The organism is Sphingobium jiangsuense (assembly GCF_014196495.1).
Lineage (GTDB): Bacteria > Pseudomonadota > Alphaproteobacteria > Sphingomonadales > Sphingomonadaceae > Sphingobium > Sphingobium jiangsuense.
Map to the genome: position 1 here is coordinate 58,881 of NZ_JACIDT010000011.1, position 24,581 is coordinate 83,461.

General features: G+C 68.7%; 24 protein-coding genes and 1 tRNA gene. 13 read left to right on the forward strand and 12 right to left on the reverse strand.

Going from position 1 to position 24,581, the window contains the following annotated elements:
* The first annotated feature begins 55 nt into the window (after positions 1-55).
* On the forward strand, positions 56-841 hold the full coding sequence (gene hisN, locus GGR43_RS15150; protein WP_188072831.1) for a histidinol-phosphatase: 786 nt from the start codon (positions 56-58) through the stop codon (positions 839-841).
* A gap of 10 nt (positions 842-851) precedes the next feature.
* On the opposite strand, the gene GGR43_RS15155 is transcribed toward hisN, so the two are convergent.
* Positions 852-1,787, reverse strand: coding sequence for a 1-phosphofructokinase family hexose kinase (locus GGR43_RS15155; RefSeq protein WP_188072832.1), 936 nt, complete (start codon positions 1,785-1,787; stop codon positions 852-854).
* Between the two features lie 234 nt (positions 1,788-2,021).
* Between GGR43_RS15155 and rpmI the strand changes: the two genes are divergently transcribed.
* The 5 genes from rpmI (at position 2,022) to pheT (ending at position 7,085) form a co-directional block, all read left to right on the forward strand.
* Complete coding sequence (gene rpmI / locus GGR43_RS15160) at positions 2,022-2,225, forward strand: 50S ribosomal protein L35 (protein ID WP_007689506.1); 204 nt, start codon at positions 2,022-2,024, stop codon at positions 2,223-2,225.
* Between the two features lie 15 nt (positions 2,226-2,240).
* On the forward strand, positions 2,241-2,603 hold the full coding sequence (rplT, locus tag GGR43_RS15165; protein WP_188072833.1) for a 50S ribosomal protein L20: 363 nt from the start codon (positions 2,241-2,243) through the stop codon (positions 2,601-2,603).
* A gap of 265 nt (positions 2,604-2,868) precedes the next feature.
* On the forward strand, positions 2,869-3,489 hold the full coding sequence (locus GGR43_RS15170) for a LysE family translocator (protein WP_188072834.1): 621 nt from the start codon (positions 2,869-2,871) through the stop codon (positions 3,487-3,489).
* A 96-nt stretch (positions 3,490-3,585) separates the two neighbouring features.
* A complete protein-coding gene (gene pheS, locus GGR43_RS15175; protein WP_188072835.1) occupies positions 3,586-4,695 on the forward strand; it encodes a phenylalanine--tRNA ligase subunit alpha in 1,110 nt (369 codons plus the stop codon).
* Positions 4,692-7,085 (forward strand): phenylalanine--tRNA ligase subunit beta, encoded by a 2,394-nt coding sequence (gene pheT / locus GGR43_RS15180; RefSeq protein WP_188072836.1) that lies wholly within the window; start codon positions 4,692-4,694, stop codon positions 7,083-7,085. The genes pheS and pheT overlap by 4 nt, the downstream gene beginning before the upstream one ends.
* Positions 7,086-7,121: 36 nt before the next feature.
* Here pheT and GGR43_RS15185 read toward each other — a convergent pair whose 3' ends face one another.
* Positions 7,122-7,664: a hypothetical protein gene (locus GGR43_RS15185; RefSeq protein ID WP_188072837.1), complete on the reverse strand. Its 543-nt coding sequence runs from the start codon at positions 7,662-7,664 to the stop codon at positions 7,122-7,124.
* 144 nt (positions 7,665-7,808) lie between these two features.
* On the opposite strand from GGR43_RS15185, the gene GGR43_RS15190 reads away from it, so the two are divergent.
* A complete protein-coding gene (locus GGR43_RS15190; protein WP_188072838.1) occupies positions 7,809-9,389 on the forward strand; it encodes a peptide chain release factor 3 in 1,581 nt (526 codons plus the stop codon).
* A gap of 36 nt (positions 9,390-9,425) precedes the next feature.
* Here GGR43_RS15190 and GGR43_RS15195 read toward each other — a convergent pair whose 3' ends face one another.
* Complete coding sequence (locus GGR43_RS15195; RefSeq protein WP_188072839.1) at positions 9,426-10,064, reverse strand: PilZ domain-containing protein; 639 nt, start codon at positions 10,062-10,064, stop codon at positions 9,426-9,428.
* A 202-nt stretch (positions 10,065-10,266) separates the two neighbouring features.
* Here GGR43_RS15195 and hisC point away from each other — a divergent pair, with 202 nt between their 5' ends.
* Entirely contained in the window at positions 10,267-11,382 is a 1,116-nt protein-coding gene (gene hisC / locus GGR43_RS15200) for a histidinol-phosphate transaminase (RefSeq protein ID WP_188072840.1), read from the forward strand.
* A 12-nt stretch (positions 11,383-11,394) separates the two neighbouring features.
* On the opposite strand, the gene GGR43_RS15205 is transcribed toward hisC, so the two are convergent.
* The 5 genes from GGR43_RS15205 to ftsE are packed head-to-tail and all read right to left on the reverse strand — an operon-like array spanning position 11,395 to position 15,104.
* A complete protein-coding gene (locus GGR43_RS15205) occupies positions 11,395-12,141 on the reverse strand; it encodes a prephenate dehydrogenase (protein WP_188072841.1) in 747 nt (248 codons plus the stop codon).
* Positions 12,142-12,155: 14 nt separating this feature from the next.
* Positions 12,156-12,893 (reverse strand): lysophospholipid acyltransferase family protein, encoded by a 738-nt coding sequence (locus GGR43_RS15210; RefSeq protein ID WP_425502237.1) that lies wholly within the window; start codon positions 12,891-12,893, stop codon positions 12,156-12,158.
* Positions 12,894-12,910: 17 nt separating this feature from the next.
* Positions 12,911-13,441 carry a YdcF family protein gene (locus GGR43_RS15215; protein WP_188072843.1) on the reverse strand — a complete coding sequence of 177 codons (531 nt, stop codon included), beginning with the start codon at positions 13,439-13,441 and terminating at the stop codon, positions 12,911-12,913.
* The gene (locus GGR43_RS15220) at positions 13,438-14,367 is read right to left on the reverse strand and encodes a cell division protein FtsX (protein WP_343054500.1); all 930 of its coding nucleotides are present in this window, start codon (positions 14,365-14,367) and stop codon (positions 13,438-13,440) included. The genes GGR43_RS15215 and GGR43_RS15220 overlap by 4 nt, the downstream gene beginning before the upstream one ends.
* The gene (ftsE, locus tag GGR43_RS15225; RefSeq protein WP_188072844.1) at positions 14,364-15,104 is read right to left on the reverse strand and encodes a cell division ATP-binding protein FtsE; all 741 of its coding nucleotides are present in this window, start codon (positions 15,102-15,104) and stop codon (positions 14,364-14,366) included. Before ftsE ends, GGR43_RS15220 begins: the two co-directional genes overlap by 4 nt.
* A gap of 166 nt (positions 15,105-15,270) precedes the next feature.
* Between ftsE and GGR43_RS15230 the strand changes: the two genes are divergently transcribed.
* Both GGR43_RS15230 and GGR43_RS15235 read left to right on the forward strand, forming a co-directional pair.
* Positions 15,271-16,140: an MJ0042-type zinc finger domain-containing protein gene (locus tag GGR43_RS15230; RefSeq protein WP_188072845.1), complete on the forward strand. Its 870-nt coding sequence runs from the start codon at positions 15,271-15,273 to the stop codon at positions 16,138-16,140.
* A gap of 148 nt (positions 16,141-16,288) precedes the next feature.
* A tRNA-Leu gene (locus tag GGR43_RS15235) sits at positions 16,289-16,375 on the forward strand.
* A gap of 117 nt (positions 16,376-16,492) precedes the next feature.
* Here the strand turns inward: GGR43_RS15235 and GGR43_RS15240 are convergent.
* From GGR43_RS15240 to GGR43_RS15250, 3 genes are all read right to left on the reverse strand, one after another.
* Positions 16,493-16,834, reverse strand: coding sequence for an antibiotic biosynthesis monooxygenase family protein (locus tag GGR43_RS15240; protein ID WP_188072846.1), 342 nt, complete (start codon positions 16,832-16,834; stop codon positions 16,493-16,495).
* An 82-nt stretch (positions 16,835-16,916) separates the two neighbouring features.
* On the reverse strand, positions 16,917-19,448 hold the full coding sequence (locus GGR43_RS15245) for an ABC transporter permease (RefSeq protein ID WP_188072924.1): 2,532 nt from the start codon (positions 19,446-19,448) through the stop codon (positions 16,917-16,919).
* A complete protein-coding gene (locus GGR43_RS15250; RefSeq protein WP_188072847.1) occupies positions 19,448-20,137 on the reverse strand; it encodes an ABC transporter ATP-binding protein in 690 nt (229 codons plus the stop codon). The genes GGR43_RS15245 and GGR43_RS15250 overlap by 1 nt, the downstream gene beginning before the upstream one ends.
* Positions 20,138-20,154: 17 nt before the next feature.
* Between GGR43_RS15250 and GGR43_RS15255 the strand changes: the two genes are divergently transcribed.
* Positions 20,155-20,886, forward strand: coding sequence for an arylesterase (locus GGR43_RS15255; protein WP_188072848.1), 732 nt, complete (start codon positions 20,155-20,157; stop codon positions 20,884-20,886).
* 23 nt (positions 20,887-20,909) lie between these two features.
* On the opposite strand, the gene GGR43_RS15260 is transcribed toward GGR43_RS15255, so the two are convergent.
* The gene (locus GGR43_RS15260) at positions 20,910-21,638 is read right to left on the reverse strand and encodes a helix-turn-helix domain-containing protein (protein ID WP_188072849.1); all 729 of its coding nucleotides are present in this window, start codon (positions 21,636-21,638) and stop codon (positions 20,910-20,912) included.
* A 178-nt stretch (positions 21,639-21,816) separates the two neighbouring features.
* On the opposite strand from GGR43_RS15260, the gene GGR43_RS15265 reads away from it, so the two are divergent.
* Together GGR43_RS15265 and GGR43_RS15270 are read left to right on the forward strand one after the other, a co-directional pair.
* Positions 21,817-23,925: a marine proteobacterial sortase target protein gene (locus GGR43_RS15265; RefSeq protein WP_188072850.1), complete on the forward strand. Its 2,109-nt coding sequence runs from the start codon at positions 21,817-21,819 to the stop codon at positions 23,923-23,925.
* Entirely contained in the window at positions 23,922-24,533 is a 612-nt protein-coding gene (locus tag GGR43_RS15270) for a class GN sortase (RefSeq protein ID WP_188072851.1), read from the forward strand. Before GGR43_RS15265 ends, GGR43_RS15270 begins: the two co-directional genes overlap by 4 nt.
* The last annotated feature ends 48 nt before the right edge of the window (positions 24,534-24,581 follow it).

Below are 24,581 nucleotides of genomic sequence, written 5' to 3' on the forward strand. Positions count from 1 at the left end.
GGATATTTAGCGCGGCCCCCTTGCGCGCCGCGCGCGCCTCGCCCAAGGAAGCGGCATGAGCCTCCACGATGATCTCCTGCTTGCCCAGCGCCTGGCCGATGCCGCCGGCGACGCGATTCGGCCCTTTTTCCGCGCCCGCTACGAAACGGATTTCAAATCCGACGATTCGCCCGTCACCCAGGCGGACCGCGCGGCCGAAGCGGCAATGCGCGCGATATTGGAGAAGGAGCGTCCCGCCGACGGCATCATCGGTGAAGAATATGGCGCGACGCGCGAGCAGGCCGAACGGGTCTGGGTGCTCGACCCGATCGACGGCACGCGCAGCTTCATCGCCGGGCGGCCGATCTTCGGCACGCTGATCGGGCTGACGCAGGCGAGCTGGCCGGTGCTGGGCATCATCGACCAGCCGATCACCAAGGAGCGCTGGGCCGGGCTGACCGGGCAGGAGACCACGCTCAACGGCCGCCCGGTGCGCACCCGCCGCTGCCGCCAGCTGGCCGACGCGATCGTGGCGAGCACCGGGCCGCAATATTTCCCCGGCTGCACCGGCGAGCATTTCTCGATGCTGGCGCGGGATTGCCGCGACACCCTGTGGGGCGGCGACTGCTATAATTATGCGCTGCTGGCGAGCGGCCATGTCGATCTGGTGATCGAGGCCGGGCTGAAGCTGCACGATCTCGCCGCGCTGGTGCCGGTGGTGGAGGGGGCTGGCGGCCGCATGTGCGACTGGAACGGCGACCCGCTGACCCATGACAGCGACGGCAATGTGGTGGCGCTGGGCGACCCCGCGCGCCTCGACGACGTGCTGGAGGCGCTGCACGCCGGGCATGAGGGGCATTGAGAGGGAGGCGCTACGCTCCCTTCTCCAGTTCCGCGAACAGGCGCTCTATATCCTGCGGATGGCACAGGTCGTTGCCCGGCGTCAGCACCGCCGCCGTGCCCGCCGCCATGCCGTAGAGAAAGGCGCGCTCCGGCGTCCAGCCCTGCGCCAGCCGGTGGGTCATGCCCGCGACGAAGCTGTCCCCGGCGCCGACCGCGCTCTGCACCTCGACCTGCGGCGGCTTGCGGCAGAGTGTGCCGCCCGCATGGGCGAGCAGCGCGCCTTCATGGCCGAGGGTGACGACGATGATTTCCGCCGCCCCTCGCGCGACCAGCCCCTGCGCAGTCCGGCCCATATCGTCGATATCGGTACATTTGCGCCCGATCAGCGCCTCGAACTCGCCCCGGCTCGGCTTCATCATCCAGAGGCCGCCCGCCATTACCGCGCGCTCCAGCGCCGGGCCGGAGCTGTCGAGCACCATCCGAACGCCCTTTTGCTCGGTAATATCCTGTAATCGGGCGTAAAAATCCTCCGGCAATTCCGGCGCGAGCGATCCGCTGGCGACCAGGATCGAGAAATCGGCCTCGCCTATCCGGTCCAGCGCCGCGCGCCATTCGCCTTCCCGGATATGCGGCCCTTCGGGGACGAAGCGATATTCGCGGCCGGTCGAGCGCTCATAGACGGCATGGGAAATGCGCGTGGCATCGCCGATGGGGATCGACAGATGCGGTATTTCCGCCGCCTCGATCAGCTGGTCGAGCAGCTGCCCGGTGAAGCCGCCCGCGAGATAGCAGGCGATCGTCGGGCTGCCCAGCCGCGCCAGCACGCGCGAGACGTTGATGCCGCCGCCGCCCGCGTCATAGCGCTCGTTGCTGGTGCGCAGCTTGTGCGTGTGGCGCACCACATCGGTTTCGCACGCCCCGTCGATCGCGGGGTTGAGGGTGAGGGTAAGGATGGGCTGGCTCATGCGGTTCCCGTGCGGTTGGTTCGTTCCGGATCGGGGCCAGCATCGCCAAAAGCCGGAGCTGTGGCAACATCGGGAGCCAATATCGGGCTTTTCGCGTCGCTTGCGCTTGCTTTCCCGCGCCTTCCGCCCTATAGGCGCGCCTTCGCGATGCGCAAGCGGTGCGAGTCTGTGAGGGACGGGCCGGCCAAAAGGGCTGCCGAGTCTGTCCGCAACGTCCAGATCAAGGAGACGAAAATGCCCAAGCTCAAGACCAAGAGCGGTGTGAAGAAGCGCTTCAAATTCACCGCTTCCGGCAAGGTCAAGCACGGCGTCGCTGGCAAGCGTCACCGCCTGATCAGCCACAATGCGAAATATATCCGCCAGAACCGTGGCACCTCGGTCATGTCCGATGCCGACGTCGCGCACGTCCGCCTCTGGGCGCCCTACGGCCTGAAATAAGGAGGACACGGAACCATGGCACGCGTCAAACGGGGTACCACCACCCGCGCCAAGCATAATCGCATTCTGAAGGCGGCGAAGGGCTATTATGGCCGCCGCAAGAATACGATCCGCATCGCCCGTCAGGCCGTCGAGAAGGCCGGCCAGTACGCCTATCGCGACCGCAAGGTGAAGAAGCGGAGCTTCCGCGCCCTGTGGATCCAGCGCATCAACGCCGCCGTCCGTCTGGAAGGGCTGACCTATGGCCAGTTCATGCATGGGCTGAAGCTGGCGGGTGTCGAGCTGGACCGCAAGGTGCTGGCCGACATTGCGATGCACGAAGGCGAAGCGTTCAAGGGCATCGTCGCCCAGGCCCGCGCGGCTCTCCCCGCCGCCTGATCGCAGGCATGTTTTTCGGGAAGGGCGCCGGGGGCAACTCCGGCGCCCTTTTCTTTTGCGGTTTGGGGTGGCGGATGGGCTGCCGCTTTTGGGCAGAACTGACATCAACAACCGTTCGCCCTGAGCTTGTCGAAGGGCCGCTTTTCTCTTGGAGCTAGAAGAAAGGACAGGGCTTCGACAAGCTCAGCCCGAACGGTTGAGGCTAGGGCGGTACCCCAACCAGAGCGACGCTTCGACACCCATTTGCAAGCTGGAAGGACAGGCAATGGCTCTCTCTGCATGGTGGCTTTATGTGACGCTGGTGTTCGCGATTTCCGCGACGCCGGGGCCGAACATGCTGCATGTGATGGTGCAGAGCCTGCATTACGGCCCGCGCCGCGCCACCGCGACGATGGGCGGGCTGCTGAGCGCGGTGCTGCTGTGCCTGCTCGCTTCCGCCATGGGGCTGGGGGCGCTGCTCCGGGCCTGGCCGCATCTGTTCGACCTGCTGCGCTATGCCGGGGTCGCCTATCTGCTGGGACTGGGGGTGAAGGCGTGGCGCGCCGAGGTCGCGCCCGATGGGGCAATGGCGCCGCCGCCGCGTCGCTCGCGGCGCGCGCTTTACGGCGCCGGCCTCGTCACCGGCCTGTCCAATCCGAAGCTGATCGTCTTCGCCGCCGCGCTGTTCCCGCAGTTCATCGATCCCGCCCGCGCCTTCGCGCCGCAACTGGCGATCCTGATCGGCAGCTTCCTGCTGATCGAATGCTTCTGGTACGCGGCCTATGCGCTGGGCGGCCGCTCGCTGGCCCGCTGGCTGGCGCCCGCGAACCGGCGGCGGCTGTTCAACCGGCTGACCGGCGCGCTGTTCGTCGGTTTCGGCGGCGCGCTGCTTGGCGCGCGCGTCTAGGGCATGCGGCGGCCCTTTTCACAGGCCCTTTTCACGCGCCGGTCCTCTCGTTAGAGGAGAGCGCGAACCTTTCCTCCCCAAAGCCATGGGAAGAGCATGACCGAGATTACAGCATTGAAGGCCGGATTGCTGGCCGATATCGAACGGGCCGACACGCTGGAGCGGGTCGAGGAACTGCGCGTCGGCGCGCTGGGCAAGCAGGGGGTGATCACCGCGCTGCTCAAGACGCTGGGCGCGATGAAGCCGGAGGAGCGGCAGCAGCGCGGCCCGGCGATCCATGACCTGCGGCAGGGCGTGACCGACGCCATCGCCACGCGCAAGGCGGCGCTGGAACAGGCGGCGCTCGACGCGCGGCTGGCGAGCGAGCGGCTCGACATGACGTTGCCCGTCGATGCGGTGCCGCAGGGGTCGGTGCATCCGGTCAGCCAGGTGATGGACGAGCTGGCGGAAATCTTCGCCGACCTCGGCTTCGCGGTCGCCAGCGGGCCGGAGGTCGAGGACGACTGGCGCAACTTCACTGCGCTCAACATCCCGGAAACCCACCCGGCGCGCGCGATGCACGACACCTTCTATTTCCCGGACGCGGATGCCGAAGGCCGGGCAATGCTGCTGCGCACCCATACCTCTCCGGTGCAGATCCGCACGATGGAGTCTGTGGTTTCTTCCGGGCAGGAACCGCCGATCCGCATCATCGCGCCGGGCCGCGTCTATCGCAGCGACAGCGACGCGACGCACACGCCGATGTTCCACCAGATCGAGGGGCTGGTGATCGACAAGGGCATCCATATGGGCCACCTCAAATGGACGCTGGAAACCTTCCTCAAGGCGTTTTTCGAGCGCGACGACATCGTGCTGCGCCTGCGCCCCAGCTATTTCCCGTTCACCGAACCGTCGGTCGAGGTCGATGTCGGCTATACGCTGGTGAATGGCCAGCGCGTGATCGGCGGCAGCGGCGATGACGCGAATGGCGGCTGGCTGGAGGTGCTGGGCAGCGGCATGGTCAACCGCAAGGTGATCGAGGCGTGCGGGCTGGATCCGGAAAAATGGCAGGGCTTCGCCTTCGGCACCGGCGTCGACCGGCTGGCGATGCTGAAATATGGGATGAACGATTTGCGCGCTTTCTTCGACGGCGACCTGCGCTGGTTGCGCCATTACGGCTTCTCCGCACTCGATATTCCGACGCTTTCGGGGGGAGTGGGCGCATGAAGTTCACGCTGGGCTGGCTCAAGGAGCATCTGGAGACCGAGGCGAGTCTCGAAACCATTCTCGCCGCGCTCAACGATATCGGGCTGGAGGTCGAGGGCGTCGAGAATCCGGCGGAGAAGCTCGAAGGCTTCTTCGTCGCGAAGGTGTTGACCGCCGATCCCCATCCGCAGGCGGACAAGCTTCAGGTGCTGACGGTGGACGCCGGGAATGGTGCGCTTCAGGTCGTCTGCGGCGCGCCCAATGCGCGCGCGGGCCTGATCGGCGTGTTCGGCGTCGAGGGCGCGACGGTGCCCGCCAACGGCATGGTGCTGCGCAAGGCGGCGATTCGCGGCGTCGAATCGAACGGCATGATGTGCTCGACCCGCGAGCTGGAACTGGGCGAGGATCATGACGGCATCATCGAGCTGCCCGCCGACGCGCCGGTCGGCACGAAATTCGCCGATTATGCGCGGCTCGACGATCCGGTGATCGATCTGTCGATCACGCCCAACCGGCAGGATTGCATGGGCGTGCGCGGCATCGCCCGCGATCTCGCCGCCAAGGGGCTGGGCCGGTTGCGTCCGCTCGACGAGGTGGTCGCGCATCTGCCCGCGCTGGCGCCGCAGGGCGCGGGTCCGGACGTGCGCGTCGAGGATGAAGAGGGCTGCCCCGCTTTCTATGCGCGCGCGGTGCGCGGCGTGAAGAATGGCCCGTCGCCCGAATGGCTGCAACAGCGGTTGCAGGCGGTCGGGCAGAAGCCGATCAGCGCGCTGGTCGACATCACCAATTTCGTGATGCTGGGCCTCGGCCGCCCGCTCCATGTCTATGACATGGCGAGCCTCAGGGGCGCTCTGGTGGCGCGCAAGGCCAGGGCGGGCGAGGAGGTGCTGGCGCTCAACGGCAAGAGCTACACGCTCGACCCGACGATGACGGTGATCGCCGACGAGGTTGGCGCGCACGATATCGGCGGTATCATGGGCGGCGAGCATTCGGGCGCGCAGGACGGCACTACCGACGTGCTGATCGAATGCGCCTGGTTCACGCCGGAAAGCATCGCCCGCACCGGGCAGAAGCTGAACCTCACCTCCGACGCGCGCGCGCGGTTCGAGCGCGGCGTCGATCCGGCGTTCCTCGACGAGGGGCTGGATATCGCGACGCGCCTTGTGGTCGCGCTGTGCGGCGGCAGCCCAAGCGAGGCGACGCGGGCGGGCCGGCCGCCGGTCGAGCGGAAGATCGTCGCCTATGATCCGGCGCGCTGCCTGTCGCTCGCCGGGGTCGATGTGAGCGCGGACGCGCAGAAGGCGATCCTCGAAAAGCTGGGTTTCGCGGTCGCTGCCGACTGGTCGGTCACCGTGCCGAGCTGGCGCCGCGATATCGACGGCCCGGCCGATCTGGTCGAGGAGGTGGTGCGCATCCATGGCCTCGCCAATGTGCCCTCGACGCCGCTGCCGCGCGCGCCGGGCGTTGCGAAGCCGATTGCGACGCCGGAGCAGCTGATGGAGCGCCGGGTGCGCCGCATGGCGGCCTCGCGCGGGCTCAATGAGGCGATCAACTGGTCGTTCATCTCCGAAAAGGAAGCCGAGACCGTGGGCGGGGGCGACTGGACGCTCGCCAACCCGATCAGCGAGGACTTGAAGGTGATGCGGCCCTCGCTGCTGCCCGGCCTGCTCTCGGCGGCACGGCGCAATGCCGATCGCGGCGCGCCCTCGATCCGCCTGTTCGAGGTCGGCCGCCGCTATTTCCGCCGCGCCGACGGCAGCAGCGACGAGCGGCTGACGGTCGGCATCGTGCTGGCCGGCGACAGGACGCCGCGCGGCTGGGCGACCGGCAAGGCGCAGCCCTTCACCGCCTATGACGCCAAGGCCGAGGCGCTGGCGCTGCTCGCGGCGGCGGGCGCGCCGGTGGCGAACCTCCAGATGATGGGCGAGGCGGGCGCGAGCTTCCACCCCGGCCAGTCCGGCACGTTGCGGCTCGGCCCCAAGGCGGTGCTGGCCGAATATGGCGTGCTGCATCCGGCGCTGGCGAAGCGGTTCGACCTCTCCGGCACGGTGGTCGCGGTGCAGATCTTCCTCGACGCGATCCCGCAGAAGCGCAGGAGCGGCTTCATGCGCGCGCCCTATGCGCCGCCCGCGCTGCAATCGGTGACGCGCGACTTCGCTTTCCTCGTGCCCGAAGGGGTGGAGGGCGATGCGCTGGTCCGGGCCGTGCGCGGCGCGGACAAGAAGGCCATCGTCGATGCGCGCCTGTTCGACGTCTTCACCGGCGCGGGCGTCGAGCCGGGGATGAAGTCGCTCGCCGTCGAGGTGACGCTGCAGCCGGGCGAGAAGAGTTTCACCGAAGAGGAGCTGTCGGCGATCAGCGCGGCGGTCGTGAAGGCGGCCGGGAAGCTGGGCGGCACCCTGCGCGGGTGAGAATAAGGGGCGGGCCAATGCGGCCCGTCCTTTCCCTTATGCCTCAGGCAGCTTGCAGCGGCGCGATTCGGCGAGGCCGCGCAGATAGCCGCGCCGGGCGATGCCCGCGCTGACCGCCGCCTGCAACCGCCGTTCCGCCGGGGCCGCGCCGGTCACTTCGCGCACCAGCCCGCGAAACGGGATCAGCGAGTTGACGATCATCTTGCCGCTCGCCTCGGCGATCTTGCCCGCGCGATTCTCGTTTTCCTGCTCGTTGGCGCTGAAATCCTGCCCCAATATCTCGTTGAGCGCGCCGATATCGGCGATGAGCGCCGCGCATTTCTTGCCGCTCGGCGGGGCATAGGGATTCTTCGCCGCCTCGCCCAGCAGCGGCGGGATCTTGGTGCGGGCGATGCCGACGTCGCGGACGGGCTGGCTGGCGATCGAACCCGCCTTGTCCAGCGTGTCGTCCTGCTTCTTCTCGTCCTTCTTCTCCTGCTGCTGTTGGGCCTTTTCCTCCTGCTGGGCATAGGCCGGTCCCGCCGCCGTCGACCCGGCGAGAAGCGCGAAGGCCGCCCAGAGGCCCCTCTGTGCCGTCATCTTCCTTTTCCTTCCCAAAATACCGGCCAAAAATGCCGGCCGTCATCAGGAAAACTTGCGAAAGGCGGTTCCCGTTCCCTATAGGCCGCGATGCGGCGGACGCCGACCATCGCCCCGCCGCCTTCATCCAGGAAAGCCAGATCCGTGACCACAGCCTCCCGCCGCACCTTTGCGATCATCTCCCACCCGGACGCGGGCAAGACGACGCTGACCGAAAAGCTGCTGCTGGAAGGCGGCGCGATCCATCTGGCGGGCGAGGTGAAGGCGCGCGGGGCCAATCGCCGCGCCCGGTCCGACTGGATGAAGATAGAGCAGCAGCGCGGCATTTCCGTCACCTCCTCGGTGATGACGTTCGAGCGCGCCGACCGCGACGGAAACGTCATCATGTTCAACCTGCTCGACACGCCGGGGCACGAGGATTTTTCGGAGGACACCTATCGCACGCTGACCGCCGTCGATTCGGCGGTGATGGTGATCGACGCCGCCAAGGGCATAGAGCCGCAGACGCGCAAGCTGTTCGAGGTGTGCCGCCTGCGCAACGTGCCGATCATCACCTTCGTCAACAAGGTGGACCGCGAAGGGCGCGATCCCTTCGCGCTGCTGGACGAGGTCGCCGACGCGCTGGCGCTCGACGTGTGCCCGATGAACTGGCCGGTCGGCATGGGCGGCCAGTTCGAGGGTATATTCGACTTCGCCACCGGCACGCTGCGCCAGCCGAGCGGCCCGTCGAAGGAATATGAGGGCAAGAGCGCGACCTTTTCCGGCCTTGACGACCCGAAGCTGGCCGACGCGATCTCCGCCGAGGGGCTGGCGCGGCTGCGCGAGGAAGGGGAGCTGGCGCAGGCGGGCTATGAGCCGTTCGACCTCGCCGCCTATCGCCATGGCGACCTGACGCCGGTGTTCTTCGGTTCCGCGCTCAAGCTGTTCGGCGTGACAGAGCTGATCGACGCGATCTCCGCCCATGCGCCGCCCCCGCGCGAGCAGCCTGCCGAGCCCGCGCCGATCTCGCCCGACCGGTCCGACGTCACCGGCTTCATCTTCAAGGTGCAGGCGAACATGGACCCGCAGCACCGCGACCGCATCGCCTTCATGCGGCTGTGTTCGGGCAAGTTCCGGCGCGGCATGAAGCTCACCCCGTCGGGCACCGGCAAGCCGATTGCGGTGCACTCGCCGATCCTGTTCTTCGCGCAGGACCGCGAACTGGCCGACGAGGCGTTTCCCGGCGACATCATCGGCATCCCCAACCACGGCACGCTGCGGGTCGGCGACACGCTGAGCGAGAAGGCGGATGTGCGCATCACCGGCCTGCCCAATTTCGCGCCGGAAATATTGCGCCGCGTCGCGCTTCGCGACCCGACCAAGACGAAGCAGCTGCGCAAGGCGCTGGACGACCTGTCGGAAGAGGGCGTGATCCAGGTCTTCTATCCGGAGATCGGCAGCCAGTCGATCATCGGTGTGGTCGGCCAGTTGCAGCTCGACGTGCTGATCTCGCGGCTGGAGGCCGAATATAAGGTCGAGGCGGTGCTGGAAGCCTCGCCCTTCGACACCGCGCGCTGGCTGACGGGCAGCGAGGCCGCGCTGCGCAACTTCGCCGACTATAACCGGGGCAATCTGGCGAAGGACCGCGACGGCAACCCCGTCTATATGGCGAAGAGCGCGTGGGATGTCGGCTATCAGCAGGATAAGAACCCGGACCTGACCTTCAGCGCCACCAAGGAACGCTGAAGGCGCAAGGCCGGGTCGGGCGGGGAAGCCGCCCTGTCAGAGCTTGGGCTGGTGCGTTTCCAGCCAGCGGGCCAGTTCGGAAAAGCCCATCGGCATGTCGAAATGCAGGCCGGTCATGCCGTTGCGGACCCAGCGGACGGTGCCGCGCCGGGCGGGCAGGCCGTCGACCCGCGCGACCACCACATCGTCGATCCGCGCGACTTCCTGCGTTTCGAGGCAGAGGCCGTGCAGCGAGATGTTGACGATCGAGCCGCCGATGCTGCCGCCGCCTTCCAGCTCCAGCAGCACCCGGCCCGCCGCCAGAAAGCGGGGCGCGCGCGGCAATTTGCGCAGCACGCTGCGGGTCGGGCGGCTCTGGAGCATGTCCTGCACGTCGACCGGCTCGTCGAATTCGATGCCCGCGACATGATCGCCGGTCCAGCGCACGGTGCCGGTCACGACCTTGTCGGACCGCAGCTCGATCATGATCTTCTGGTCGGTCCGCACCGTGCCGCGCAGGTCCAGCTTGGCGCCGTCGCGGGACATGTTGCGCACCAGGCACAGCTGGTCCTGTCCGTCCACCACGGCGCGGCCCACCTTGAGCACGGTGACGTAGCGCTGCGAGGCGCGTCGGTCCTCGACCTGCCCCTCGGCGACGGGCGTTGCCTCTTCCTGCGTGATTTTGCTGTGCAGCATGACTTCCCCTGGAAAACCTTTTTCCGAATCCTCGCTCAGTCCCAGGGCAGAGCTTGCGCCCAAAAGTTGCCGGACTGGTTTGCGGACAGGGTAAAAATGGGATTAATCTGCTTTTTTCCAGCCGATACAGCAGGATAGGCGGCGGCATTCGTGGGCCGCCTCTTCCTTTGCGTTGGGGCGAGGAAAATTGTAAGGGGGCGCGATGAACGCTCCCCAGTCCGATACAGGTCCGGCGCCCAAGAGCTGGATCGCCGCCATCGCCCCCTATGTTCCCGGCAAGGCCGCCAGCGACGACGGCCGGCCGGTCGTCAAGCTGTCCGCCAATGAGAATCCGCTCGGCACCAGCCCGGCGGCGCGCGCCGCCTTCGCCGAGGGCAGCGCGGATCTGGCGACCTATCCCGATCCCGGCGCGGCGAAGCTGCGCGAGGCGATCGCGCGGGTGCACGGCCTCGATCCGGCGCGGATCATCTACGGCGCCGGGTCGGATGAGCTGCTGCACATCGCCGCGAGCGCCTATGCCGGGCCGGGGGACGAGGTGCTCTATGTGCGCTACGGCTTCTCGGTCTACGATATCGCCGCGCGGCGCGTCGGCGCGACGCCGGTGGTGGCGCCGGACAAGGACTATGGAACCGACGTCGATGCGCTGCTGGCGCTGGTGAGCGAGCGGACGCGGGTGGTGTTCCTTGCCAATCCCAACAACCCGACCGGCACGATGACGCCGCGTGGCGAAATCGCGCGGCTGCACGCGGCGCTGCCCACGGACGTGCTGCTGGTGATCGACCAGGCCTATGCCGAATATCTCGACGCGGAGGATGACGACGGCGCGCTGGAGCTGGCGAAGACCGCATCCAACGTGCTGGTGACGCGCACCTTCTCCAAGATATACGGGCTGGCGGCGGAGCGCATCGGCTGGGGTTATGCCGCGCCGCCGATCGTCGAGGCGCTGCACCGCATCCGTGCGCCGTTCAACATCACCACCGCCGGGCAGGCCGCCGCCGCCGCCGCCATCGCCGACGCGCAATGGGTGGAGGCGAGTCGCACCCACAACAGCCGCTGGCGGCAATGGCTGACCGAGCAGGTGGAGGGCATGGGCAATCACGGCCTGTCGGCGGTGCCGAGCAAGGCCAATTTCCTCCTCGTGCTGTTCAAGGGCAGGCTGACGGCCGAGCGCGCTTTTCAGGGGCTGATGCAGGCGGGCTATGCGACGCGCTGGCTGCCGGGGCAGGGCCTGCCCGACGCGCTGCGCATCACCATCGGCACCGAGGCGCAGATGCGCGACGTGGCGCGGCTGTTGCGGGACATGGCCGAGACAGTCTGAGGCTGTCGCGCTTCAATCTGTCTGCGGCTTTTCCCCATGCACCTGCGCCAGCAGGTCCGCCGCGCGGGTGACGAACTCTCCGGCGATCTCGTGCGCATAGGGATTGAGCGTCTGGATCGCGGTGAACAACTCGAAGCTGTCGCCGCCGATCAGCCCGGTCAGGTCGAGCAGATGCTGGTAGGTCTGCGTCTTCAGCATCTCGTCGGGAATGTTCATGCCGACCAGCGTGCGGCCGATCAAATGGGTCAGCGCCTGCACGAACGCCATTTCGCGGTCGTGCTCCTCCGCCGTGGTGATGCGCACGCGCAGGCCCATTTCCCGGCCCAGCGCGGCGACCTTCAGATGCTGGTCGCCGCGCAGCGGGCAGATGACGAACTGGCGCCCGGCAAGGCCGTCGCGCGCGACGCTCTGCGGCCCGAACAGCGGGTGGGTGGGCACCACATGCACGGTCTCGGGCAGATGTTGCGCCAGCCATTGGCCCGGCAGCATCTTGACCGACGCGACGTCGACCACGGTGGCGCCGGGGCGCACCAGCGGCGCGATGCGGCGGATCACCTCCTCCATCGCCTGCACCGGCACGGCCAGCACCACCACGTCGCTGCGCGCGGCGTCTTCCAGCGAGAGCGGGCGGAAGCCCTGCGCGGCGATGGCGGCGGCGTCCTTATGGGGGTCATGCACGCCGATGTCGAACCGGCCGGCCAGCTCCGTCGCCGCCAGCCTGCCGAATTCGCCGAACCCGATGATCGCGAGGCTTTTCATGGCGGCCGGGCCTATCATGCTGGCGTGGAATGTCCATCCCCGCCCGCTTCCTCGCCGGGCAGGGGAGGGTTGAGCGCGTTGATCGCCGCATGAGCCAGCGCCTCGGCCTGCGCGCGGGGCAGGCCGGGCGGGATGACCGGGCCGATGCGATAGGTGACCGTGCCGGGGCGCTTGAGGAAGCTCTGGCGCGGGGACACCCGGCCGCTGTCCACCGCCACCGGCACCACCGGCAGGCCGAGCAGCTGATACATGGCGGCGAACCCGGCCTTCAGCGGCGGCCGCTCGCCATGGGGCACCCGCGTCCCTTCCGGGAACAGGCAGATCGGCCGCCCGCCGGCGAGCGCCTCCTTCGTCTGGCGCTGGAGATGGCGCAGCGCCGCCGCGCCCGTCGCCCGCCGGATGCCGATCATGCCGAAGCGCTGGCCGAGCTTGCCCCAGCCGGGAATGTCGAGCAGCTCCTGCTTGGCGACGATCACCGGCCGCTCGACCAGTTGCAGCAGGTCGATCGTCTCGAACATCGATTCATGCTTGAACACATAGAAATATTGCCCCTGTGGCACCGCGCCCTCGACGCGGACCTTCTGGCCGAGAATCCAGCGGCACAGCAGCCGATGGGTGGCGGACCAGCTCAGCACGATGCGGCGCAGCGGCCCGCCGCCCAAGGGCGTCAGCGCCAGCGCGGTCAGCACATGCAGTACCGACGACGTATAGAAAGCGACGGCGAACAGCGACGAGCGGAGAAAGACGAGCAGGGTGGCCATGGCGGGGATCAGATGCCGACCAGCGCGGCGACGCGGCGCAGCAGATATTTATTATATTCCTTGAACAGCATGGCGAGGCTGGGGCGCGTGGGAACCGCGTCATAGACCAGCACGATGTCCTCCGGCAGCGCCTGGCGCAGCTCGAAGGCGGCGCGGCGCATGTGCCAGTCGCTGGTGATCAGGCGCACCGTGTCGTAGCCGCGCTTTTCCAGCCAGTGCGCCGTCTCTATGCCGTTGGAGCGGGTGTCGATCGCCTCCCGCCCCAGCGTGACGCAGCAGTCGAACAGCGTGTCGGGCGCCTTGTAGCGCACCGCCAGCTCATGCGGGCGGACGGAGCGGTCGACGCCGGAAATCAGCATCTTCTTCGCCGCGCCGTCGCGCAGCAGCGTCAGCCCCCGGTCGATCCGCCCCGCGCCGCCGGTCAGCACGACGATGGCGTCCGTGGTCCGCAGGTCGAGCGGCTGCGGCAGCCAGATCGAGAACCAGGCGAAGCCGAGGGCGTAGAGCAGCAGCAGGAAGGCGACGAAGCGCGAGATCATAGCGTGCGCTCCAGCGCGCGGCGCACCGTGATGCGCGCGGTCAGCATCGCCAGCAGCGCGCCGCCCAGCGGAATGAGGGGAAGCAGCAGCATCAGCGGCAGCGGCAGGCGCACCAGCCCCGCCAGCTCCGCGTCGATGGCGCTCATCCGCGTGCCGAGCAGCCACAGCATCGCCCCGGCGGCGGCGAGGCCGATCGTCCCGCCGAAGATCGCGTCCATGCCCATGCGCCGCTGGAACAGCCGCGCGATCTGTATGTCGGTCGCGCCGAGCAGGTGCATGATGTCGATCGTCGCCCGATGGGTGGCATGGGCGCTGCGCGCGGCGAGCATCACCACCGCCGCCGTCACCCCGACCATCAGCGCGACCAGCCCGGCGGCCAGCCACATCAGCGCGCGCATAAGCCGCTCGACCGGGCCGAGATAGCGCTCATGCGCGTCGATCCGCGCGGACGGGGCGATGGCGGCGATCCGGCGGGCCAGCGCGTCGATCCGCGCGGGCGGCGTGCCGGGCGCGGCCTCCATGTCGATCATCGCCGGGATCGGCAGCTCTTCGGGCGGGCTGTCGGTGCCGATCCACGGTTCGAGCTGTGCGCGAAGCTGCGCCTCCGGCACGACGGCGACGCCGCCTATGCCCTTTTCCGCGCGCAGCATCGCCGCGACGCGCCGCGTCTGGTCGGCCCGCAGCGCCGGGTTCGCCTCGACGATCTGCACCGTATAGCCGCCGCGCAGCTCGCCATGCATCTGCCGCAGCGCATGGGACAGCGACAGCACGGCGGCGGCGGCGAGGATGGTCAGGAACATCATGATCGCGATGATCCACGGCATCGGCCCGCGCCGCCCTTCGGGCAGCCAGCGGCTGCGCGCCGCCCTTGCCGCCCGGTCGGACCAGCGCCCGGCCTCCCGCATCTGCCGCGCCTCCTCCGTCACAGCGGCTTGCCCAGGGCGCGGCCGAGCAGCGCCGCCGGTTCGTTGCGCGGGGGAAAGCGCAGCGACCCGGTCGGGTCGATCAGCCGTCCCTTGTCCAGCCGCATCATCTGCGCATGGCCGATCATCGAGATCAGCGGCAGGTCGTGGGTGGCGATGACGATCGTGGTGCCGAGCCGGTTCAGCGCCTCGAACAGGCCGAGCAGCCGCTTCGCCATTTCCGGGTCGACGTTGCCGGTCGGCTCGTCGGCGACCAATATGTCCGGCCGGCCGATCACCGCGCGGGCGATGGCGACCCGCTGCTGCTCCCCGCCCGACAGCGATTCCGGCAGTGCGTCGGCGCGCTCGCCCAGGCCCACCCAGGCCAGCATCTCCTCGACCGGGCCGCCGATCTCCTGCTCGTCCATGCCCGCGAGGCGCAGCGGCAGCGCGACATTGTCGTGCGCGGACAGGTGAGGCACCAGCCGGAAATCCTGGAACACCACGCCGATGCGGCGGCGGAAGCCGGGCAGGCGGTTGCGGTGCATCATCACCACATCCTCCCCGAACAGCTTGAGCACGCCGCGCGTCGGCCGCTGCGACAGATAGAGCAGGCGCAGCAGCGACGTCTTGCCCGCGCCCGATGCACCGGTCAGGAAATAGAAACCGCCCGCCGAGAGGGAGAAGCTGATATCGGACAGCACCTCCTCATCAGCCCCGTAGCGCAGGCCGATATTCTCGAACTCGATAATGGCGTTCATATCCGTTAAGAGCCGGCCCCGCTTTGTCCCTTGCCGTCCATCGCACAAGGCCCGCCGCCCGTAAAGACCCGTAGATGCGGGCGGTTGGCGGCGGTTCGCGTCCCGCGCGACGTTAATCCGCTCGTGGTGGCTTGCGCCGGAGTCGCGAGCGCGCTTAATAGATGGCATGATCCTCGTGTGCCCCAATTGCGCGACGCGCTACATCGTCCCGGATGAGGCCATCGGCGTCAACGGCCGTCAGGTGCGTTGCGCCGCCTGCAAGCATAGCTGGTTCCAGCAGGGCGCCGCGCTGCCCCCGCGCGAGGAAAGCGTTCCGCCGACGCCGCCCGCCCCGGCGGTGGCCGCGCCCGCCTCGCGCGAGGAACATGCCACCCCGGCCGACGAGACGGCGGCCTCCGCTGCGCCCGCCGATCCCATCGCCGCCGCAGCCGAGGAACAGGGCTATGACGCGGGCAGCGGCGGCGGGAACCCCCCGCCCGCCGGGCAGGCGCGGGCGGTGGACATATCCCAGGTCCGGCCTCCCCACCGGTCCGACTGGCGTGACGCCCCTGTCGGCGTGGAGGACGACGACAGCCTGATCGCGCCTTCGCCGTCGCGCAAGCCCCGGCGCAACCCGGCGCGGCTGTGGACCTATGCGGCGCTGGTCTTCTGCCTCGTCATCGTGGGGGCGGGCACGGCGCTCTATCTGTTCGGGCCGCCGCAATGGGCGGTGAAGGCGGGCCTGCTTTCCGACGCGCGGGAGCCGGATCTGCTGTTCTACCTCGCCAAGCCCGCCGAGCGCCGCAGCCTGCCCAGCGGGCAGGAATATTTCGCGTTCAGCGCCCGCATCGTGAACAGCGGCGCGCGCACCCTGTCGGTGCCGCCGGTCGAGGTCCAGCTACGCGACCGGCAGGACCGGCTGGTGTTCAGCTGGACGACCAAGGCCGACAAGGCCGAGCTGAAGCCGGGGGAGGAGGCGAGCATCAGCGAAAGCCGCCTCGACATCCCCAAGAACGCGGAAAATCTCTCGCTCACCTTCGTCGAGGACGGCCGCTGATCCTTCCGGCATCGGCGGGCGTGGGACGGGCGGCGCGAAAAAGCGAATAATCGCGCAAAACGGATAAGGGCGCTTGCAACCCCCTCCACCCTTTGCTAAGGGCCAGCGCCTGCCAGGTGCCGGGTCGACCGGCTTCCTACTCTGATGTGCGGTCGTGGCGGAACTGGTAGACGCGCAACGTTGAGGTCGTTGTGGCCGAAAGGCCGTGGAAGTTCGAGTCTTCTCGACCGCACCACAGAGTCCGGCATGTGCCGGACGATATTTTCCAGATAAAACAGAGGTATGAAGAACCGCGCGGTTCTGCGCGATTTCGGGGTATGCGTAGATGCCGGAACGCCCGGTTGGGTGACCTCTATCGCGATGGCGGATCATCCGCCGAGCGAAGCAGCAGGTCGTCGGTGACGGTCATGGTGAATATGGGGTCGGCATCGGCGGGCACTTCGGCGATCGCATCCAGAAACGCCGCGCGGGTCGCGGGGTCGTCATAGACCATTTTCCGGTCGAATGCGGCGCGCCAGGTCGCTTCGTCCGGCCATTCGGCATAGCCGACAAAGCGGCCGTCGGCGTCCCGGTGCAGGCGGGAGCCATAGCTGCCGTAGCGTTCCCGGATGAGCTGCATGCCGCGCCGCCACGCCTTGCGGAACTGCTCTTCCTTGCCCGGATGGACGCGCCACCAATATACGGCAACAAACATGGCTGTCTCCTCAGATGCACCTCCTGAACGCCTGTAAGGCGGGGATCGTTTCGTCGGAGGCCGGATCGCCGGCCGATCGGGATCAGAGCGCGCGCAAGGCGCGGGCCGGGCGCACGGACAGCAGCGGTATCGATCCCAGCAGGCCGATCCCCAGCGTCAGCACCGCGCCCGCGCCCAATGTCATGAGCACCAGCAGCCAGTCGGGCGACCAGTGGAATTCGAAGATCTGCACGATCACGAACCACGCCGCCGCCGACCCCAGCGCCAGCGCAACCAGCGCCAGCACCGCCGCCAGCAGCGCATATTCGATCGCCTGGCTGCCCAGAATCTGCCAGCGGCTCGCGCCCAGCATCTTCAGCACCACGCTGTCATAGGCGCGCGCCTGCCGGGATGCCGCGATGGCGCCGATCAGCACCGCGATGCCCGCCAGAATGGCGACCGACCCGGCCAGCACGATGGCGGTGGCCATCTGCCCCAGCAGCACCGTCACCTGCCCCACCACCTCGCTGGTGGCGATGATGGAGATGGGTGGGAAGGCCGCCAGCAAGGCGCGGGAGAGCTGCCCCTCCGACCCCCTCGACGCCAGCGTGACGGTCGCCGCCAGACTATGCGGCGCGTCGCGCAGGCTGTTGGGAGAAAAAACCATGATATAGTTGAAGCCCATCGTCTCCCATTTGACCTGCCGCAGCGAGGCGATCCGCGCCTCGATCTCGCGGCCCAGCACGGAAACGACCAGAGTGTCGCCGATGCCGACCCGCATCGTCTTCGCCGCGTCGCGATCCAGCGAGATCAGCGGCGGCCCGGCATAATCCTTCGGCCACCAGGCGCCCTCCACCAGATCGGACCCTTCGGGCAGGGTGTCGCTGTAGGTGACGCCACGCTCGCCGCGCAGGAACCACGCATCCCTGGGCAGTTCCGCAAGGTCGGCGACGCGGGTGCCGCCATAGGCGATGATGGTCCCGCGCAGGGTAGGGACGATGTTGAGCGACGCCCCCGGCGCCTCGCGCGCGACGATCTGCTGAAACTGGCGCTGCTGCGCGATGGGGATGTCGAGCACGAACTGGTCCGGCGCGGTCTGTGGCACGGTGTTGCGAATCTCGGCGCTCAGGCTGGACTGGATCGCCGCCAGCGTGACGAAGAGGGTGAGGCCCAGCCCCAGCGCCACCACCAGCGCGGAGGTCTGCGCGCCGGGGCGGTGCAGATTGGCGATGGCCAGCCGGGCGAGAGGCGCGCGCGGCGACGGCATCCGGCGCGCCAGCCGCCGCACCAGCAGGCCGATGCCGAACAGGATGGCGAGAACGGCGCCTACTCCGCCCAGCACCGATGCGGCGAAGAGCGGTTCCCGCGCCGTCCCCAGCGCGAGCGCGATCGCGGCCAGCGAAGCGAGCCCCACGGCGATCAGGCTCGTCCGGTCGATCCCCGGCTGCCGGTCGACGGTTTCGCGGAACAGCGCAGCGGCGGGCAGGACGCGCGCATGGGCGAGCGGCGGCATGATGAAGATGAAGGCGATCAGCAGGCCATAGGCCGCGCTGATCAGGAGCGGCCCCGGCGTCAGCGCGAAGGTGGGCTGCACCGGCAGTATGTCGCGCGCGCCCGCGACCAGCGCCATCGGCAGCAGCACGCCCACCGCCAGACCGCAGGCCGTGGCCAGTACCGCCACCGCGCCGATCTGCATCAGGTAGATGCGGGAAATGTCGCCCGCCGACGCACCCAATATCTTGAGCGTGGCGATGCCGTTGCGCTTGATCGCGAGATAGGAGGTGACGCCATTGCCCACCCCGATCCCTGCAATGGCGAGCGCCGCCAGCCCGATCAGCGTCAGGAACTGGCCCATGCGCTCGAAGAAGCGGCTGGTCCCCGGCGCGGCGCGATCGCGATCCTTGACCTCGAACCCGGCGGCGGGGAAGGCGCGCTTCAGCGCGTCGCCCGCCGCGCGCGCATCGGCGCCGGGCGCGATGCGGATGCGATATTTGCTTTCATAAAGGCTGCCCGGCTGGATCAGGCCGGTGCGGCGCACCCCCTCCAGCGAGGTGATCGCCACCGGCCCCAGGGTGAAGCCTTCCCCCACCCGGTCCGGCTCGTCGGCGATGATATCGCGGATACGGAAATCCGCCTCGCCATAGCGCAGATGCTGTCCGGGCCGCAGATCGAGCCGGTCGGCCAGCGCCTGGCCGACCACCACCTCGTCGGCGGTCATCGCCCCGGCGGGGCCGCCGTTGAGCAGCAGCGTGCCGTAGAGCGGATAGGCGCCGTCCACGCCCTTCAATTCGGTCAGCACGGCGGAGGCGCCCCCGTTCGCGCCATCGCGGCCGCGTGGATGCTGCGCCATCGCCCGCAGCCGGATGGTCTCGCTCAGCTGCCCGGTGCGGCGGAAGGCGGCCTTTTCCAGCTCGCTCGCCTCGCGCTGCGCCATCGCGATCTCGACATCGCCGCCCAGCAGGATCCGGCCCTTGCCGGCGATCTCTCCGGTGATGGCGGTCGTCAGGTTGCCGATCGTCGCCAGCGTTGCCACCCCCAGAAACAGGCAGATAAACAGCAGGCGCAGGCCGCGCAGGCCGCGATGCAGGTCGCGGCGCGCGATCCGCCAGCATCCGCGCCAGCCCAGCCCCGTCATCATGGCCGCCGGTCCGCCACGATCCGCCCGTCGCGTATCTCGATGATGCGGTCGCACCGTTCGGCAAGGGCGGGGTCGTGGGTGATGATGACCAGCGTGGTCCGGTTGGCCGCGTGCCGGGCGAACAGCAAGTCGACGATCGTGCCGCTGGTCCCGCCATCGAGATTTCCGGTCGGCTCGTCGGCGAAAATGATATCCGGCCCCGGCGCCACCGCGCGGGCGATGGCGACGCGCTGCTGCTCGCCGCCGGAAAGCTGCGCGGGGTAATGGTCCAGCCTGTGGCCCAGCCCTACCGCCTCCAGCTCCGCCGCGGCGCGGGCGAAGGCGTCGGCCAGCCCCGCAATCTCCAACGGCACCGCGACATTTTCAAGCGCGGTCATCGTCGGCAGCAGGTGGAAGCTTTGTAGGACGATGCCCACGCGCCCGCGCCGCGCCCACGCCAGCCCATCTTCATCCAGCGGGCCATAATCGATCCCGGCGACCCGAACCTCTCCGCCGCTGGCGCGTTCGAGGCCGGAGAGGATCGCCATCAGCGAGGACTTTCCCGAACCCGACGGACCCAATATGGCAAGGCTCTCGCCCTGCGCGATCGACAGGTCGATGCCCTTGAGAATCTCCGTCGTGCCAAGCGACAGCGTGACATTGCGCGCTTCGACGGCGATAGGAAGGGGACTGGACGAACCGTGCATGAATGAAGGAAACCTCGATGGCGCGAAACTGGCTGTCTTATGCGGGCTATATGGCCGCCGCGCAATTGCTTGCGGCCTGTTCGGGTGATCCGGCGCGGAATACCGTCGCCGATTCCGTCGTTCAGGACCAGAATGCCACGGCGCCGAATGCCACGGCGCCGATGGCGGAGCGCAAGCTGGTGCTCGCCTTCGGCGACAGCCTCTATGCGGGCTATGGCGTGGCGCAGAACGAAAGCTTCCCGCGCCAGCTGGAAAAGGCCTTGCAGGCGCGCGGCGAGGCGGTCGAGGTGCGCAATGCGGGCGTTTCCGGGGAAACGACGCAGGGCGGGTTGCAGCGTCTGGCCTTCACGCTCGACGGCCTTCCCCGCAAGCCCGATCTCGTGCTTCTCGGCCTCGGCGGCAACGACATGCTGCGCGGCCTCGACCCGGCCCAGAGCGAGAAGAATCTGCGGGAGATGCTCGATATGCTGAAGGCGCGCCAGGTGCCGGTCCTGCTGACGGGCATGCTGGCGGCGCCGAATATGGGCGCCGAATATGCGGCGCGGTTCAACGCCATCTATCCCGCCTTGGCCAAGGAGTACGGCCTGCCCCTCTATCCCTTCTTTCTTGAAGGCGTGATCGGCAACCCCGATTATATGCAGGCCGATTCCATCCACCCCAATCCCGCCGGCGTGGATATCGTCGCGGGAAAAATCGCGCCGCTTGTCGCCGGGGCTTTGCGGGCGGAATCAGCTCCTGACGGCGGCTAGAACTTCCGTCATTCAACCGCATTTCATTGCCGCCAGCGGCAAAAATCATCCTGCATCGCCCGGTCGAGGATGCCGCGGCACTCGGCATATTCCGGGCGGGCCGGTTCGATCACGCCCATCGGAACGCCCGGCATCTGCATCTGCGGCACGAAAGCGATCGGGCAGGCAACGGGAACGAGCTGCGATCCCGCGCCGACCTGCAAGGTCGTCAGCAGGCCGAACATCCGCCCCTCGCGCGTGGGGCGGCCAAGGATGACGAGCCGGTGCTGCCCCTGTTCGTTGGTCGACAGATAGATGTGCCCCGACAGATTGGGCATCGACACATGGCCCGACTGGGCGAAGGCGCCGTCCGCCCGGTCCGCTTCGGCGAAGCGCAGATAGCCCGCCGCTTCGTCCCATTCCATGCGCGTGCGATAGGCGATGACCGCGCCCGGCGTGCCGAAGCTGGCCCGCAGCGTCACATAATCCTGCTCGATCCAGCGGATCGCCGCGCGGCTGTAGGCGCCCATATGATCGGGCGCGAGATCGCGCGCCGCGCCCGGATCGGTTCGCGGGCCGCCGCGCAAGGGCGTGCCCAGCGCCTCCTCGATCCGCACCACCGTCGCCAGGGTGAAGGGGCGGCTGCCCGACAGCGCCTTTTCGAGCGTGGAGAGGCTGATCCGCGCCATGTCCGCCAGCGCCTGCCGCGACATGCGCCGCCGCGCCAGTTCCTCGCGCAGCCGCTCGGCAAAGCTGTCGTCCACGTCCTGCATCGGCCCCACCCCTGAATAGATACCGGACAATTCCGCACAAAACCGCACAAGCCGTCAAGCCTCTTCGCGCGCGCCGCACATCTCCGCCCGCTCCGGCAAAAAGCGGCATGGCTTGCCGATGGCTGTCCGGCATGGCGCGGGCCTAATGGAAAGGCTCCGCTTTTTCAGGGAGTGCACCATGCCCGTTTTTCTCTTCCCCCGCCGGTCGCGCAGCCGACTGGCGCTCGGCCTCTCGCTGCTTCTGGGCCTTGTCGCCCTTATTTTCCTGACCGGCCGCCTCACCGCCGCCGATGCGGAGGCGGACCCCGACGCCATCGGCAGCGGCACGCTGATGCTGCGCGGAAAGGGCGTCGCCACCGCCATGCCCGCCCTGCGGCTGGGCACCGACATGGACGTGACCGTCAGCGGCCAGACCGCCCGCATCCGTGTGACACAGGCCTTCCGCAACACCGGCGACCGGTGGATGGAGGCGGCCTATCTCTACCCGCTGCCCGATGACGGCGCGGTCGACAGCCTGAAGATGGTGGTCGGCCAGCGCGTCATCATCGGTCATATCAAGCGCCGCGAGGAAGCCCGCGCGATCTACGATAAAGCCCGCGACGAAGGAAAGAAGGCGGGCCTCGTCGAAGCCGAGCGCCCCAATATGTTCCGCACCAGCGTCGCCAATGTGGGGCCGGGCGAAACCGTGCTGATCGCCATCGAATATCAGGCCCCCGTCCGCCAGCTCGGCGGCGAATTCGCGCTGCGCCTGCCGCTGGTCGTCGGCCCGCGCTACACCCCGGCGCAGGTCCCCGCCGCCGACGCGCAGGCCGTCACCGCTCCGCTCGCGCATCCCGCTCTGGGCAAGGGGCTGAACCCGGTGTCGATCACCGTCCGCCTCGCCCCCGGCTTCAGGCCCGCCAATCTCATCAGCCCCTATCACCGCATTGCGGTCGAGCAGGAGGGCGAGCAGAACCGCATCATCCGCCTCGCCGATGGGGAGGTGCCCGCCGACCGCGATTTCGAGCTGCGCTGGCGCTCGGCCGACGCCGATCCGACTGTCGGCCTGTTTCGCCAGAACCTCGACGGCGAGGACTATCTCATGGCCGCCATCACCCCGCCGACGCAGGAGCGCCAGCCCGCCGCCACGCCCCGCGAGATGGTGTTCGTCATCGACAACAGCGGCTCGATGGGCGGCAGCTCGATGGACGCGGCCAAGGACAGCCTGCTCTATGCGCTCGACACGCTGCGCCCGCAGGACCGCTTCAACATCATCCGCTTCGACGACACCATGACCCGCCTGTTCGACGACAGCGTCCCCGCCACGCCCGAACAGATCGCGCTGGCCAGGCGCTTCACCAGGGGGCTGGAGGCCAATGGCGGCACCGAAATGCTGCCCGCGCTGCAATCGGCGCTGATCGACAGCCGTCCCGACGATTCGGAAACCGTCCGCCAGATCGTCTTCCTGACCGACGGCAATATCGCGAACGAAAAGGAGATGATGGCCGCCATCGCGGCGAAGGCGGGCCGCAGCCGCATCTTCATGGTCGGCATCGGCTCCGCGCCCAACCAGTATCTGATGCGCCGCATGGCCGAGGCGGGCCGGGGCGCCTTCACCAATGTCGGCACCGGCAACGAGGTCGCCGCGAAGATGACCGCGCTGCTCGACCGCCTGACCGCTCCGGTGGTCCGCGACCTTAAGGTCGGCGTCGAGGGCGCGTCTCTCGACCTCACCCCGCGCAAGCTGCCGGATCTTTATGCGGGAGAGCCGCTGGTGCTGCTGGGCAAGGGCAAGGCGTCCGGCGGCAGGCTGACCGTCAGCGGCACGATCGGCGGCAGGCGCTGGTCGCAGACCGTCGATCTGGGCGAGGCCATCGACAGCCCCGCCGTCGCGAAGCTCTGGGCCAATCGCCGCATCGCCGATGTCGAGGCCGCCCGCTGGGCAAGGGAGACCGACGCGGCCACCGCCGACGAGGCCATCGCGCAGCTCGGCCTCGCCTATGGCATCGTGACTTCGCAAACGAGCCTCGTCGCGGTCGACGAAACCCCGGCGCGGCCCGAAGGCGCGACGCTGACGCGCGAGGAACTGCCGCTGCTGCTCCCCGCGGGCTGGGATTTCGATGTTCTCTTCGGCGGCCGGACGGCGGGCGCGGGCGGGGGCGGCGCCATCCGGCCCGCCGATCAGGCCGAGGCCATGGACCTGCCCGAAACCGCAGCCGGCTATACCGCGCTGATCGGCCAGGGCGCGGCATTGCTGCTCATCGGCCTCGCCGGTCTCGGTTTCCGGCGCCGGAGGGCCCGCGCATGACCGCCATCGCCATCCGCAAGGGGGGACGCGCCATCGGGCGCGTCCTTCCGACGCTGTTCCTGGCCCTGCTCTGCGCGGCCGGCCTCGTCCTGATGGCGAGGGGCGCGGCCATCCCCGCCAAGGCGTGGGTCGCGCAAATCCTGCTCGACCGCGCCTTCGAGCGCAGTCTGGCCGGGCACCGGCCGGTCAAGCCATGGCCCTGGGCCGATACCGCCCCTGTCGCCCGCATCACCCTGCCACGCCTGGGCGTCAGCGAGGTGGTGCTGTCGGGCGGATCGGGGCAGGCCATGGCCTTCGGCCCCACGCTGCTGCCCGGCAAGCCGCTGGTCACGATCATGGCCGCCCACCGCGACACCCATTTCGCCTTCCTGAAACGGGCCCGGCCCGGCGATGTGGTCGAGGTCCGATCGATCAGCGGCGCAATCAGCCGGTACCGGATCACCGGCGCGGCCATCGCCCGCTGGGACCGCTTCGCCTATCCGGCCAACCCGTCCCGCCCGCTATTGGCGCTCACCACCTGCTATCCTTTCGACGCGATCGAGCGGGGGCCGCTCCGCTATATCGTCTGGGCCGAGCGGCAGATGCCGGATGGTGTCCCCGTTCGATGAAACCGTGTCCAACCGGCTTCGGCGGCGGCCCCGGAGGCCGGACAGGCC